This window comes from Robbsia andropogonis, assembly GCF_000970345.1.
Classification (GTDB): domain Bacteria; phylum Pseudomonadota; class Gammaproteobacteria; order Burkholderiales; family Burkholderiaceae; genus Robbsia; species Robbsia andropogonis.
Window position 1 is genome coordinate 87,892 of sequence record NZ_LAQU01000012.1, and the last position, 13,836, is coordinate 101,727.

Here is a 13,836-nt window from a genome sequence, read left to right on the forward strand (position 1 = left end):
ACAGTGCACCCCGCGCGACAATCACACGTTAATTACTGGAAAAATCCGGCAAATACCATCTAAACACGTTATTTTGAGACAAACGTTCGAACGCCATTGCGGCGCTATGCGTCAATCAAGCAAACCATCCACGAAAGCGCGAATCAGCGTCGCTGCAATTGCGTGGGGCTGCGGTGTCTTCAACTGCCGCGGATGCGTGCCGGCCAGCATGTCTCGCACCTCCTCGCGGTTGAACCACCCTGCATCCTCGAGCTCGTTATGGTCGATGCGTAACGTCGTACTGGTTGCCACCGCCGCGCAACCCAGCATCAACGAGCCCGGGAAAGGCCAGGGTTGCGACTTCAGATAGCGCACTGTCCCACATTGCACGCCGGCTTCTTCGCGCACCTCCCGTCGAACCGCGTCTTCAATTGTTTCACCCGGCTCGAGGAAGCCCGCCAACGCAGAGTACATGCCAGGCGCGAACTGGGGTTGTCGACCCAGAAGACACCGCGGAGCCTCCGGAGAAGAGCGGTCGATCACGATCATGATCACAACAGGGTCGACACGTGGAAAATGCAGGGCGGCGCAAGTCGGGCATTCACGGCGCCAGCCCGCCGCCGCCACGCGCGACGCGCTCCCACAACGCGCGCAAAAGCGATGCCGTACATGCCACTCCAGGACCGCCTTCGCCTGGGCGATCATGGCCAGTTCCACGGACGGGAGCGCACCTTGCGTCGCGAGCGCCCGAAGCCCGACGGCACGCACGGTCAGCGTATCATTCGCCGCGGCAACATCGCTCGCCGACTGCGGCGTTATCGGTAAGCCAGGTGAGGTAACCAATACCTCACGCACCGGCCACGTCAACACGGTCTCGGGAAATGTCACCGGGCGGGGACGGATTTCTTGCGACTCGATATCGGTCGTCGCCACGTCCGCACGTTGCGCAAACCACGGCACCCCGTTCGAATCGATGCCGAGCAGGACGCTCTCTTCATCCGCATTGGCATGATCGCGCGCCGCGGTACCAAAACCTGCATTGGACAGTATCCGCACCACGGTCTCGTGCAGTGCATAAGGCGTACCGGCCGTCATGTCTCCGGATGCAATGACATCGGCCGATGTTATTCCGACACCATTTTCGAGATGTATGGTCTGCACCGAAACGGTTTCCGGCGCCATTGCACTGCACGGCGGGCTTGCTTCATCCACCGGTACGTGCGTGCCGGTCCATACGAGCGGCGCATCGGCGGCGAACAGGACGATACGCGCGCGGGGATCACGTCTCAAGGCGCTGATGAAAACGAGATCGTCCCGACGCTCCGAGCATCGATCGAGAGTGTTGCCCGTGAAACCAGTTTCGAGTGCTACCACGGGGTCATGCCAGATATCATGCGTCGCGACCCTTGGCGCAAGGTCTGGCGCCGGCGTCTTTGCGTTGGTGTCCGACATCGTCCCTTCTCCCTTATGAAACGTCATGGTACGGCGTCGCGAACAGGCAAACCGTGTTGAGCTGGCCGCCGCGGCCATGACGTCGACTTGTGGTGGTTTGCATCGGTTCCGCGTACACCGGGCATTATGACGACTGTGCCGTAGGCTGGCGATGCGCCGATGCCGCGGCCACAAGACCCAGCAAGGCGCAGATGCCGCCGATCAGGAACACGACCGCATAGCCGGCATGGTCGGCGAGCACCCCTGCGACCGGACCGGTGGCACCGTACGCAATGTCCTGGAATGCGGCAAAGCCGCCCACGGCGGTGCCTCGCAACTGCGGCGGTATCTGCTTGACCACGTCCGAGCCCATGCCAGGAAAGACCATGGAACAGCCAAGGCCGGTCAATAAGGCACCGACCAGCGCCACTGCGGGGCCCGGCGCACTCCATATCAGAAACTGGCCGCACGCCTCGACCACCAGGGAAACCATTGCCACCCGCGTGCCGCCGATACGGTCCGGCAGATTGCCACACAGCATTCGGACAGCCACGAACCCCACGCCGAATGCAGTCAGGCCCATGCCTGCATAGGACCAACCTTTTTGCTGGAAGTACAACGAAATGAATGCACCCAACGCGGCAAAACCAACACCCTGCAGCCCAACTGCTGCGCCGGCCCGCCAGATGCGCCCGATGATCCGCCAAAACGGTTCTCGCGTGCCGGACTGCGGTGCAACGCCTGGCACCCCCTGCACGAGCAGCAGTCCCAACAATGGAAACAGAATCGCAGCCACCATCACGCCGCCAAAACCGCACACATGATATAAGCCCAGTCCCAGCGGTCCGCCCACGGCGAAAGCCCCATACATGCCGGCCCCCATCCAAGCCATTACCTTGCCCGACCGGGGCGTCCCCATCAAGCCGATGCTCCACCCCAGCATGCCAACGAGGGCGAAGCTTTCACCCACGCCAAGCAACAAGCGACCTGCGAGCAGCACGATAAAGCCAAGGGTATGCGGAAAAACCGGCGCGACAGATAGCAGACAGATACACGAAGCAGCGCTGTAAATCCACAAGCCGCGTTGCATCGTATAGCGACCGCCATGCTGATCCGCCAACCGGCCAGCGATGTTTCGGGTAAGAATGGTCGAGAAAAACGCGATGCCGACGGCAAGCCCACCCAATGCATTCGACAGGTGCAAGCTGTGTACAGCATAGGCAGAAACGATCGGCAATGCCGAAGCCACCGCCAGATATGACAAGAACAAGACGACGGTCAGTCGAAGGACCTGGGCCGGCGCGCGGTCGCCGCCGGCTGGCGCTGATGGAGAGGAAGTGGCACGGGTGGACAATTGGACAATCCCTTATGAAGTGCGTCCAGAGGACAAGCGGATCGCGGGAGTCCGGTGCGACATCGCACGCTTCAATGCGAATGCGTGACAAGCCGTCCGCAAAACAAAAAAGCGCTCACGCATCCACACGCCCCCGGCCGCCTGACAAGACGACAAGTTGCGCGTTGGTTGACGTAAACGCTTACGATGGACTGCGTCGATGCATCCCACGGCAGAAGTGTATCAAAATTCACGCAGCAAGGCACCGCCTCGAAAACGCGGATGCAACACCAATGCCGGCGCCTTGCCGTGCTCGACCCAGACCGCTGCATTCTGATCCCATTCGGTCATCAATCGATCCGCCAGCAGCACCGTCGCGTCCAAGATGAAAACGCTCTCCTCTGCCGGCCACTCCCCTGTCTCGTCGGCACCCATCGCTGGCAACCATCGTAGGTTTCGCTGTTTCATGCCGTGAATCAAGCCCGCGTGGCGCGCCGCGTTATAAAGGACCGACAGCGGGCGGCTGCGGGGATTCCAGGCACTGATGAAAAGACCGTACTTCGCGTCCTGCGTGGTCAGCAAGCCGTCCAGCGCCGCGCTGCGCTGACCGATGCGCATGATGACCGGTTCAGATAGCAGGATCCGGTAGTCTGCTCGACAATAAGCATCGAGCAACGCCGGGGCCAGACTGACGTCGGCGCCAAGGTTTTTGTCTGTCAACAAATCCGTCGCCGCCCATTGGTGCGCCGGGCTGCTTCCGCTAGTACTCATATGGATGACAACGTAATGCACATGGCACGATGTCCCTGGCAGTAAATGAAATCATTTCATTATACAAAATATAACGACATCGTCGGCATGCCGACCCATCGACGCCTCTTGCTGACCAAGCGGGCTGGTTGCATTGCACACGGCGAGAATGGCATCTGTCCCTCAACGACTCGTGCCGCATAGGATGAAGACATCAGCGCGGCCGGCTTATGCCATATTTTTTGAACCCTGTAGCAGACCTAGCCGAATAAGGCTCTCCGCCGCCGCGACAATGGCCTCTTCCGGTGAACGCGGGCGCCATCCGAGCAAACGCTTGGCCTTTTCACTCGTGGCGTTCATATTCACGCCAAGCAGCGGCACCATCCCTTTCAGCATTGCATTGTTGAGCGCAGCAGCGCGTACGAACCTATTTGATAGCAGCCGTGTTGATACTTTCGCGGCTGCATCGCCCATCCGGTTGCGCAACACCTTTGCGACATCGACCATCCACATGCTCTCACCAGAAATAGCGAGAAAGCGTTCGCCGTTAGCGGCAGGATCAGTCATGGCGCGCAAATGCAAGTCGGCGACGTCCCGCACATCGACAAAGCCGGAATTGATTTTAGGGCATCCAGCCTGACCTTCCATCAAACTCGTTATCAATCTGATGGAGTGCGAGTAATCAGGGCCAAGCGCCGGACCCAGAACCGCGACAGGGTTGACGACGGATAGCTCAAGCCCACGCCCTTCCTCAGCGATGAATGCCCAGGCAGCCCTTTCCGAAAGCGTTTTGGATTTCTGATACGGGGCAATGTCGCCGCGAAGATCGCTCCAATCCGTTTCATCGAAAGGTCGACGGTAGCTTGGTTTATGTCCTACGCCAATCGCGCCGAAGGCAGAGGTGAGCACCACTCGCTTGACGCCGGCATCCCGCGCCGCTCATAACACACGAAGGTTGCCATTCACCGCGGGCATGATCCAATCGTCCTCATGCACCTGACCGCCAGAGGGTGTCGGTGACGCGCCATGCAACACATAGGCGCACCCGGCGGCAGCGGTTTCCCAACCGTCATCGGCACACAGATCGGCGATGACAAAAGAGAGGTAATCACCCGACTTCACGCCGCCGGCCCGCAGATTCTGCCGCACTTCTTTTTCCCGCGCCGGCGCACGAATCGTGGTCCGCACGGGATAGCCGCTATTCAAGAGCGCGAGAATGCAATGCTGCGCGATGAATCCACTTCCACCTGTAACCAATACTGTTTTTTCATTCATAAGATTTTCTCGAATTTTCCTAGCCACTAGCCATCCGACCACGGGCCTCGGCGATGCGGTGCCTTGACAAGCAAGAGAGAGCGTAAAACCCAACATTCGGATTGTGAATGCTTGAAAGTGCGAATTACTTGTGTAAAAGTACGAGCATGCGCATCGATCCTTTTTCCGACATTCTCAAATTCACAAGAGTCGAATCACTCATAACCGGTGGTTTTACGGCCGGAGGCGCATGGGCCATCCGCTTTCCGGCGCCCGACAAAATCAAGTTTTTTGCCGTGGTGAAGGGAAATTGCTGGGTGCGCATCGAAGGTGAAGCGGCACCGATGCATTTCAAGGCGGGAGATGTTGGTCTTCTGACCGCGAAACGCGCTTCTGTCCTGGCTAGCGACCTGGATCTTGCTCCCATTGATGCAATGAGCGTGTTCTCCGGCGCCGGCAAAACGACCGCAACATTGGGGGATGGCAACGATTTCGGCCACATCGGAGGCCACGTCTTGCTCGACCCGACAAGCGGCAGACTGCTTGCTGATGTTCTGCCGCCATGGATTCATGTGTCGGCGGCATCGTCGCAGGCAACAACCTTCCAATGGCTTCTTAGTCAGCTCGTCGAGGAGCGCACGGCGGATCTGCCCGGTGCGCAGCTTGCGTCGGCGCAACTGGCGCAACTGCTATTCATCCAGGTTCTGCGAGCGCACTTGAAAACAGCTTCCCCCATGCCAACAGGGTGGCTAGGCGCAATAAGTGATCCGCGTATCGCGCCAGCACTCAGATTGATGCATGGCGATCCGGCGCATTCATGGCATCTGGGTGAACTCGCCAAGGCATGCGCAATGTCCCGAACGACGTTCGCTTTTCACTTTAGGACAATTGCAGGCGTCGCACCACTGACTTATCTGACCGAATGGCGCATGCGTCTTGCCGAACGTGCCTTGAGAGACGAGAACACGCCGATAGCGATTGTCGCGCAATCGCTTGGCTATACATCAGAAAGTGCTTTCAGCCATGCCTTCAAACGCGTAACAGGCCGTTCTCCCAAAGCATGCAGGGGTGCCACGCGGAATGCCGAATCTACCGCGCCGGCGTCAGACTGATTGCGCTCTGATGATTATTCGGTTGAGCACGGCATATAGCCACATGCCAACCAACATCGAAACAACAAAAAATGCGGGCTTCGGGCCGCCCTGTACAAGCGATGCCAGTGCCGGTCCCGGACAGTAACCCGCCAAACCCCAACCAATACCAAATACGAGCGCACCGAACACAAGGCGCCGATCGATCCGCGTGGCTGTAGGCAAGTGCAGTGCGTCCCCCAGGATGGCCCTCGGCCGTTTGAGTACAAAGGGAAACACCAGCGAGCCAACGGCTACCGCGCCGCCCATGACAAAAGCAAGCGATGGATCCCAGTTTCCAGCCAAGTCGAGAAAGCCAAGCACCTTCGCAGGGTTGCTCATTCCCGACAATATAAGTCCCAAACCAAACAACAGGCCGGCAAACAACGCCATGAACACTTTCATTTTCGCCCCTAGCGTACAAAATGACGAACGATGTAGACCGTGACGAAGCCAGCAAGCATGAACGCGGCAGTCGCCACCATGGAACGCGGTGAACGGCGCGACAGCCCACACACACCATGTCCGCTGGTGCACCCTGATCCATAGCGCGAACCCACCCCTACCAGCAGTCCCGCCAAGATGATGACCGTATTGCTGGCCGACACGCGTACTTGCGGCAGAGGGCCGATGCAAGAAAACACGAGTGGTGATATCACCAGGCCCGCGACGAATGCGATGCGCCAGAGGTTATCGCCACGTGACGGCTTCAACAAACCGCCGACGATTCCACTGATGCCGGCGATTTTTCCGTTAAACGTCAAAAGCAGCGTCGTTGCGAATCCAATCATCAGGCCGCCCGCAAGCGCCGACCAGGGCGTGAAATCGTTCCAGTTGATCGTCATTGCCCAGGACTCCTATTCTTTTGGACAGTAAAGCTTATCCAGCAACTGCAACACGGCCAGCGCTTCATTACTGGTGATACTGTAGAAAATCTGCTTACCGCTGCGATGCGTATGGACGAGCTGCTCCTCGCGTAGCACGGTCAGTTGTTGCGACAGCGTGGGCTGCCGGATGCCTGTGACTGCCTCCAATTCGCTCACCGAGAACGCGCCTTGTGTCATCTGGCACAGTAAGAGCAAGCGATCGGTGTTCGACAATACCTTCAACAGCCTGCATGCTTCCCCTGCTGCTGCTTGCAGTTTCAGTAAATCAATTTGCTTTGGCACGGCACCGAGTAGTCCATTAAATCGCACGATTTCCGAAAACAATATACATCAAAACAATATATGTTTCAATATTTTGTTAGCGCCCTGCTGATGACTATTGATCACGCCACGCTGAAATCCAAACGATTTTTCGGTCTTTTACGGAGCCCAGCAAAGGAATGACATCACTTCGCTATAGGGCTGACGATGGATACACGCTGGCCGGACATTTTCATGCGATTGGAGCAGGCTCAACGGCTATGAAAGAATCCAATGCCTGTTGGTGCCTTCGAAAGCCAGGATAGCGAGGCATAGGATGTCTCACGCGCCTTCCTCGACAGGAAAATCAATATTGCTTGTAAGGCAGGAATTTGCCGCTGAGCGCGATACTGACACGGTCGCCATTCGGGTCAGGCTGGCGCTGCAGATCCATCTTGAAATCAATGGCGCTCATGATGCCGTCGCCAAACTCTTCATGAATGAGCTCCTTGAACGTCGTGCCATACACATTGACCAACTCATAAAACCGATAGATGAGCGGGTCAGTGGGTACAGACGTCAGCAGCGAGCCTTTGTAGGGCGTCACGGTGAGCCATTTCGCTTCCTCCTCACTCAGCCCGAAGATATCGGCAATAATGAACGCCTGGTTTTTGTCCAAAGTCATCTGACCAAGGCAGGCCGCCGTGACCCACTCCTTGCTAAGTCCCACTTTCTTGGCCACGTCGGCCCATTTGATGTCCTGCGCCACCTTGGTGGCAATGATTTTTTCGGTAACCGCGAGACGCGTCATTCGGCTTTCTCCCATGTCATGTCCGATCCGAGACCTGTGGCCGCAACCGGTTCTTGGTGGTTGACGATACGTGTGATGCACGATCGTATAACGCGAAATCAATACAATCAAATTATTGGATGGATTCCTGCGATCGAACACACGATCCGGTTCACCGTTTGTACGGGCGATGGCGGGATGACGCTGAATCGCAGACACCAACCTGCTGCCTATCAGCAGCGGCGCTGGCCGTGAGAGGTCAATTCAGCAATGCCTGTGAAGGGTTGCTTGCTGTTTCGGTGATCTGTCGATCTCTGGCAGGCAAGCAACGGAGAACGGAGGCCGAAGAAATGATGCCTCATAAAATAAATGCAACAAAATGGACCGTGAGATTTTCTCCTTATCAACAAAGTTAGGAACAACGGGGCAAGCGCTTGTCGTTATCAAAAACGATAGGTGGCACCTATCTGGAACGTCCGTCCGATGTCGGTGTAGAGAGACTGGTCATAGCCAGTGTAATAGGGATAGCCTTGCCACTCGACGTCAAAAGGCGGCTTCTTGTCAGCTAGATTCGTGATGCCGCCATAAATGGTCCAGTGCTTGAAACCGCGATACGTCGTGACCAGATTGAACTGGCTATACGATGCCACTTGTTTCGTACCGGGGTCACCGTACTCCTCGGCAATGGCATTGGTGTAAGGCCCCGTATATTGCCACGTCAGCGTGGTGACGAATCGTTTGAATGCCCATGTCAGCGTGGTCGTGCCCTTCCAGCGCGGGTTACTGGCACCGAAAGGTTGATTCAATGCGTAGTTGTTCCCGGCGAAGTCCTGGACAGTGCCATCGGTGTTGTGCAACTTATAGTGCCAGACGTAGGCCCAATCGGCAGCAAGGGTGAACACACCGGCCGGGGAACCCATGGTTTCGCGAAAGTTCATATCAAAGCCATCGGTGTCCAGCGATCCCAAGTTGACGAATGGCTGATTGATATAAGCAATGGCGCCGGTCGATGTGCGTACCACTGAATCCGGGTTGTTCGCAACGATCACGGCTTCCGGGTCGGCCGTGCCGATAACGTTATCGATAACCACCTTATAGAACGCGGCCCCGATATCGGTACTCCGGTTCGGCGACAGTTCGAATCCGAGGTTGTAGTTCTTCGTGCGCTCCGGTTTCAGGTTCGGATTGCCGTTGGTCTGCTCGGTCGTGAACGAGGTGGCACCACCACCTGGCGCATAGGGGTCGTACAGGTTCTGGTGACCGATGTATGTGGCTTGGGAGTTCTCGACAAGTGTGGGGGCACGGAAGCCGCGCGAATAAGAAGCGTACGCCGTGATCGCCTGCACGGGCTGGAAACGCAGCGCGAAACTCGGTGAGAAGGCGCCGCCGAAGTCACTGTAGTGATCGTATCGGCCCGCTTGGGTAAACACAAGGTTCCGCAATAGCGGAATCTGCGCCTGATAGAACAGTGCCGCAACGTTTCGCGAACCATCCACCGTTTGAATTTCCGCAGGGGCGACGATGCCCAATGACGAGTACGTCTGGGCATTGATCGTATCGCTTTCGTGGCGAAATTCGGTTCCCAGACCCAAGCCGACGTCACCCATGGGCAAGTGAAACAAATTCGTTGTCGACGTGGTTGCCTGGATCGAATCGACCTTCGAAATAGCCTGTTGATAGTCATTCTGGAACAGGCCGTTTTCGCCATTGGGCGTCAGGCTTGGATTCTGAAAGTCAAGTGTCCCATTGTTGATGATGCCGTTCAGGGCCGCGACATTGAACTGATTGTAATATGTCGTGTCGACAACGCTTTGCGAGTGCCCCGCATCGACGTTCCAATCCCAGTCGCCCGCCTTCGGCAGCGAATAGGATCCTTTCAAGCCTGCCGACGTCTTCCAGAACGTTGAAACCGTGTCGTTGCCAGTGATGGCGTTTGGAAAGGTGTAGTTCAGCGTCGACGGCACCCCATACGGGTTGTACGGATTGCTGGCCGGCACGACACGCGAGATCGGTGACACCGAGTTCGTGGCGGGATCGTAGGCATTGGTCGAACTCGTCAATGACTGATAGCCGCCCCATTGAAGCGTTTCGTTACGGCTCGCCCACACATCGACGTAGGCTTGCGTGGTGTCATCAATGCGGAACGTGCCTCGCGCCTTCGCATTCAAACGTGTTGTAGACGGCATCAACGACACCGCTTGGCTATTTTTGTAGGAGCAAGATGCACCGGACGTCAGTGCTGACGAACTGCCCGGCGGGCAGGGTGACAAGGCGGCAGTCGAACCGTCCGGCAAAGTGAAATAGGATGCACGCTGGTTCGGAGGAGCATTCGAGCCGCCAGGGTATTCGCTGAAATCACCGTTCGCCGTCATGTCCCGGTCCGCCAGCGAAGAGCCCGAGTCGCGATACCAGCTTGCCGCACCAGTGAAGTTCCATCCGTCGGTGTTGACATTGCCCTTACCCGCCAGCACGCTGAAGTTGCCTACACCATCACCGGGATGTTGCGCTTTACCGAGGTTGCCGTCGATTTGCAAGCCTTGGAAGTTCTTTTTCGTAATGATATTGACAACACCGGCAATTGCGTCAGATCCGTATTGGGAGACGGCGCCAGTCTTCACCACTTCTATGCGATCGACCATATTCAAAGGAATCGAATTGATATCAAAGAAGGTATCGGTGAAGTTGACGGCCTTCGCATAGTTCGCCACGCGTTGTCCATCAACCAGCACAAGGGTGTACTTCTCGCTCAGGCCCCGGAGTGCAATGCCGGCGCCTCCAGGCGCCGTCGTACTGCTCGTTGCTTGCGACCAACTGCTCGCGGAATTGGCCGACATGCTGCGCAGATAGTCTGCCACTGTCGTATAACCCGAAGCTTGAATCTCTCGTGCCGTCACCGTTTGTACTTCGGTACTCCCGACCTTGTCAGATGTCCGAATCAATGACCCTGTCACTTGTACGGTCTGGAGCTTGCTGACAGGCGTGGATGTTGGGGTGCTAGCACTCTTCTTCGAAGCCGGTGTGCCACTTGTCGCATCGGTGGTACTGGTGTCGGTGCTTGCCCCAGTCGCGGGAATAGCGGTTTGCGCATACGCAACCGACGTCATTGCAGCACCAAACAGCAATTCTGCGTAGAGAATGCGTTTGATCGCCGAAACCATTTTCTTCTGTCTCACGCACCACCCCTTCTGATGATCTGGCAATTTTTGATCGTCCCCCAGCCTGACCACTTCATAGCGCATGAACGCGACCTGACGGCGTTCGCGTCCGTTTTAACCCTACTAGTGCTGGGTAATTCGTGAACGCGAATCGTGATTTGCTGGATGAACGCACACTTGGCATCCCTGCTTTCTCGACCGCATCGAGAGGATGCCGATCCCGGAATTGGTCGCATCCAGAGCATGAGCTGTGCCATACAGCCCTCCAGCGATCTGCAATCCTGATCACTTGGCGTAAATTTTTTTGAGCTAAGTAAATGAAATATTTAGTTATACAAGGTTAGAAATATTTTTTTAGGAAATTATTCACAAGACAAATAGGAACGATCTTTACCACAAACCAATAATAATAAAAGATGGTTTAGTAATTTCATATTGATATACTCGCTGATATCTCAGCACTATTTTGTGGCGTAATAATTTTGTAAAAAAAACCAACCATAACTATAAAAGAAGTAAATTTACGCCTGCAACGCTTTCATTGAAAAACATATGAAAGTTTTAGGCATGACAATAAAATAATAGGAAAAACTTATATATATATTTGATAAGTATATATATTTTTACTTTACGCACTAGCAAAAAGTTGTACTTTTCACTACCTCAGTGCATTTATTGATGTAAGCATTGGGATGCACCAAAACAGAATCAACGAATTCGCATTTATCGTTATACAATTGATTACAATTTGGTCTAAATCATCGCTTTTTCGCGGCAAAAGAATTTGCTTTATCAATATATCGAATTCGTATTCGCCACCACACCAAGGACTTGCATTATTTGAAAGGATAGAAAGAGATATGAAAGTAAGAAATCTGGCACAGACGATGCTTTAGACGGGCACCAGACGATGCTGTCTATTCCCGTCGTTCGTTGACGTGCGATCGATTTTGGTTCGCATTCAATCTGACTTTGTCCTAACCGGAGTCCGCAGTGCTGCAAACCTTGATCCAGTATTCCGCCCAGTCGCTGGGCTTGATTCCCGTGCTGGCGCTGATCTTTTTGTTAGGAGTCGCCGTCATCATTGAACGACTTGCGTTCTTCTCGCATGCTGTTTTCAGCGGCAAAACGATCGAACACGATCTGAAGTTACTCAGCGAACACAATACGGAAGATGCAGAGAAGCTGGTCGCGCACTATGCGCGTTCGGTGCAGACGGAACTCTTGCGCTCGGCGATCAAGATGAATGGGCGCACGGAAGAAGCTGTGGAACGCGAAATCGAAGAAACCATCATGTTTCAAATGCCCCGTCTTGATCGCAATCTGTGGATCCTCGATACCGCCGTCACGCTAGGGCCATTACTCGGCTTGCTCGGAACGATTTTCGGGATGGTGCAATCTTTCAATGTGCTGGGTGCGAGCGGCACGGCGAACCCGAATGGCGTGACGGGCGGCATCGGACACGCATTGACCGCAACAGCCTGCGGTCTCTTGATCGCGATCGTCTGCGTGATCTTCTTGAACTATTTCAACAAACGTATCCGCATGACGGTCAATCAGTTTGACTTGATCAAGTCGATGCTTGTCTCTCGCTTTTCTGTGTGAATGCACGACGTTGCAAAGGCACCCCTGCGATGCAAAAGCCGAACCATTGAGATAGAGAGGCCGTAGATGCGAAATCACCGCAGTCATTACCTGGGCGCGGAAGAGAAGGCACGAATCGAGATCATTCCGATGATTGACATCATGATGTTTCTGCTCGTGTTCTTCATGTTGGCAACACTGAAGATGATTCAGGGTGCCGGTATCAAATTGGATCTTCCCCAGTCAAGTACCGCTCAGCAATTACAAGAAACCGTCAAAGTGTCAATTGGCGTTACCAAGACAGGCGGCCTCTTTATGGATGGCAAACCAGTTGATGCAGTTACGCTTAATACGCAACTAAAGTCTCTCGAAGCAACAAACAAGGAAGTCGACGTCGCCATCGCTGGCGACGAAGGCGTCGATTACAAGAAGATCATCGGCGTGATGGACATCGTACGCACCGCCGGAATCAGCTCGGTCGCCTTGGTTACTAATCCGGCTCCATGAGCCAATTGCATACCATGACCGACTTGTCCAAGATAAACGGCAATCGACTGGGCGGCGCACTTTGGGCGTTGCACGCCGAGGCGACAAGGCCCAATCACCGCACGATGGTCCTGGCGGTCATCGGCGCGATGATTGTTGAGGGCCTGATCGTCCTCGGCGTGTCACATGTCCACGTCGTGCCACCGCCGGCACCGCGGACGATGCGCGTGACCATGCCACCACCACCTCCACCCGTAGTCAAAAAGCTGGAGCCGGCGCCGACGCCCGTGACGCCGAAACCGCCGTCAAAGACGCCCCCGGCCAGACCCGCGCCGGCCCTGAAGCCCGCCGTAATACCGGCCGCCCGTCATCCCGCGGTGCACGCCCCCCCCCCTGGCCACCGCTCCGGCCTATGCCGCGCCGACGCCGCCAACCGCTGCGGCGGCACCGCCCGCGCCACCGACCCCTGTGGCGGTACCGACGCCGACGCCGGCACCGCCCGCCTTGCATGGCGTGGTCGACGGGCGCGGTCACTGTCAGTCCGTTGAACCGACGATTCCCAAGGCTGCGTTGCAGCGCGGCATCTCGTCGGACGTTACCGCACATCTGACCATCAATCCGGATGGCAGTATCGGCAATGTCACAATAGTGCGCGCCTCGCCTCCGACAACGGTATTCAATGAAGCAGTGATCACGGCAGCGAAAGCCTATAAGTGCCAGAAAAATGCGACATCGTACGTGGGTGAGGTTGTATTTTCTTTCAAGACAACTTCCGGAAGCGATGACGACGACCAATAAGTAGGCGGCGCGTCAATTC

At 55.8% G+C, this 13,836-nt stretch carries 13 protein-coding genes and 1 pseudogene; 5 read left to right on the forward strand and 9 right to left on the reverse strand.

Going from position 1 to position 13,836, the window contains the following annotated elements; genetic code table 11:
* Positions 1 to 111: 111 nt before the first annotated feature.
* From nudC to WM40_RS13090, 4 genes and pseudogenes are all read right to left on the reverse strand, one after another.
* Entirely contained in the window at positions 112 to 1,431 is a 1,320-nt protein-coding gene (gene nudC, locus WM40_RS27910) for an NAD(+) diphosphatase (protein WP_052738315.1), read from the reverse strand.
* Positions 1,432 to 1,555: 124 nt separating this feature from the next.
* A complete protein-coding gene (locus WM40_RS13080) occupies positions 1,556 to 2,764 on the reverse strand; it encodes an MFS transporter (protein ID WP_082102678.1) in 1,209 nt (402 codons plus the stop codon).
* Between the two features lie 222 nt (positions 2,765 to 2,986).
* On the reverse strand, positions 2,987 to 3,463 hold the full coding sequence (locus tag WM40_RS13085) for a DUF3293 domain-containing protein (RefSeq protein ID WP_162199069.1): 477 nt from the start codon (positions 3,461 to 3,463) through the stop codon (positions 2,987 to 2,989).
* 258 nt (positions 3,464 to 3,721) lie between these two features.
* Positions 3,722 to 4,768: pseudogene (locus WM40_RS13090) on the reverse strand (SDR family oxidoreductase).
* Between the two features lie 107 nt (positions 4,769 to 4,875).
* Between WM40_RS13090 and WM40_RS13095 the strand changes: the two are divergent.
* Entirely contained in the window at positions 4,876 to 5,859 is a 984-nt protein-coding gene (locus WM40_RS13095) for an AraC family transcriptional regulator (RefSeq protein WP_024903050.1), read from the forward strand.
* Here the strand turns inward: WM40_RS13095 and WM40_RS13100 are convergent.
* The 5 genes from WM40_RS13100 to WM40_RS13125 all read right to left on the reverse strand — a co-directional run bounded on the left by WM40_RS13100 (position 5,851) and on the right by WM40_RS13125 (position 10,967).
* Entirely contained in the window at positions 5,851 to 6,282 is a 432-nt protein-coding gene (locus tag WM40_RS13100) for a YeeE/YedE family protein (protein ID WP_024903051.1), read from the reverse strand. The genes WM40_RS13095 and WM40_RS13100 overlap by 9 nt on opposite strands.
* Positions 6,283 to 6,290: 8 nt before the next feature.
* Positions 6,291 to 6,722, reverse strand: coding sequence for a YeeE/YedE family protein (locus WM40_RS13105; RefSeq protein ID WP_024903052.1), 432 nt, complete (start codon positions 6,720 to 6,722; stop codon positions 6,291 to 6,293).
* A 12-nt stretch (positions 6,723 to 6,734) separates the two neighbouring features.
* The gene (locus tag WM40_RS13110) at positions 6,735 to 7,046 is read right to left on the reverse strand and encodes an ArsR/SmtB family transcription factor (RefSeq protein ID WP_036009349.1); all 312 of its coding nucleotides are present in this window, start codon (positions 7,044 to 7,046) and stop codon (positions 6,735 to 6,737) included.
* Between the two features lie 325 nt (positions 7,047 to 7,371).
* Complete coding sequence (cynS, locus tag WM40_RS13115) at positions 7,372 to 7,815, reverse strand: cyanase (protein WP_024903054.1); 444 nt, start codon at positions 7,813 to 7,815, stop codon at positions 7,372 to 7,374.
* 422 nt (positions 7,816 to 8,237) lie between these two features.
* Positions 8,238 to 10,967 (reverse strand): TonB-dependent receptor plug domain-containing protein, encoded by a 2,730-nt coding sequence (locus WM40_RS13125; protein WP_024903056.1) that lies wholly within the window; start codon positions 10,965 to 10,967, stop codon positions 8,238 to 8,240.
* Positions 10,968 to 11,942: 975 nt separating this feature from the next.
* Here WM40_RS13125 and WM40_RS13130 point away from each other — a divergent pair.
* The 4 genes from WM40_RS13130 to WM40_RS31420 all read left to right on the forward strand — a co-directional run bounded on the left by WM40_RS13130 (position 11,943) and on the right by WM40_RS31420 (position 13,817).
* Positions 11,943 to 12,554 carry a MotA/TolQ/ExbB proton channel family protein gene (locus tag WM40_RS13130; RefSeq protein WP_024903057.1) on the forward strand — a complete coding sequence of 204 codons (612 nt, stop codon included), beginning with the start codon at positions 11,943 to 11,945 and terminating at the stop codon, positions 12,552 to 12,554.
* Between the two features lie 66 nt (positions 12,555 to 12,620).
* Complete coding sequence (locus WM40_RS13135; protein WP_024903058.1) at positions 12,621 to 13,040, forward strand: ExbD/TolR family protein; 420 nt, start codon at positions 12,621 to 12,623, stop codon at positions 13,038 to 13,040.
* Positions 13,037 to 13,567 carry a hypothetical protein gene (locus WM40_RS31415; RefSeq protein ID WP_236693501.1) on the forward strand — a complete coding sequence of 177 codons (531 nt, stop codon included), beginning with the start codon at positions 13,037 to 13,039 and terminating at the stop codon, positions 13,565 to 13,567. Before WM40_RS13135 ends, WM40_RS31415 begins: the two co-directional genes overlap by 4 nt.
* A complete protein-coding gene (locus WM40_RS31420) occupies positions 13,533 to 13,817 on the forward strand; it encodes a TonB family protein (RefSeq protein WP_236693502.1) in 285 nt (94 codons plus the stop codon). The genes WM40_RS31415 and WM40_RS31420 overlap by 35 nt, the downstream gene beginning before the upstream one ends.
* Positions 13,818 to 13,836: the final 19 nt, after the last annotated feature.

Excerpts from the sequence above, each read along its gene's own strand:
- nudC (WP_052738315.1), bottom strand. The coding sequence starts at position 1,431 with ATGTCGGACACCAACGCAAAGACGCCGGCGCCAGACCTTGCGCCAAGG.
- WM40_RS13095 (WP_024903050.1), top strand. The coding sequence starts at position 4,876 with ATGCTTGAAAGTGCGAATTACTTGTGTAAAAGTACGAGCATGCGCATC.
- WM40_RS13100 (WP_024903051.1), bottom strand. The coding sequence starts at position 6,282 with ATGAAAGTGTTCATGGCGTTGTTTGCCGGCCTGTTGTTTGGTTTGGGA.
- WM40_RS13105 (WP_024903052.1), bottom strand. The coding sequence starts at position 6,722 with ATGACGATCAACTGGAACGATTTCACGCCCTGGTCGGCGCTTGCGGGC.
- cynS (WP_024903054.1), bottom strand. The coding sequence starts at position 7,815 with ATGACGCGTCTCGCGGTTACCGAAAAAATCATTGCCACCAAGGTGGCG.
- WM40_RS13135 (WP_024903058.1), top strand. The coding sequence starts at position 12,621 with ATGCGAAATCACCGCAGTCATTACCTGGGCGCGGAAGAGAAGGCACGA.
- WM40_RS31415 (WP_236693501.1), top strand. The coding sequence starts at position 13,037 with ATGAGCCAATTGCATACCATGACCGACTTGTCCAAGATAAACGGCAAT.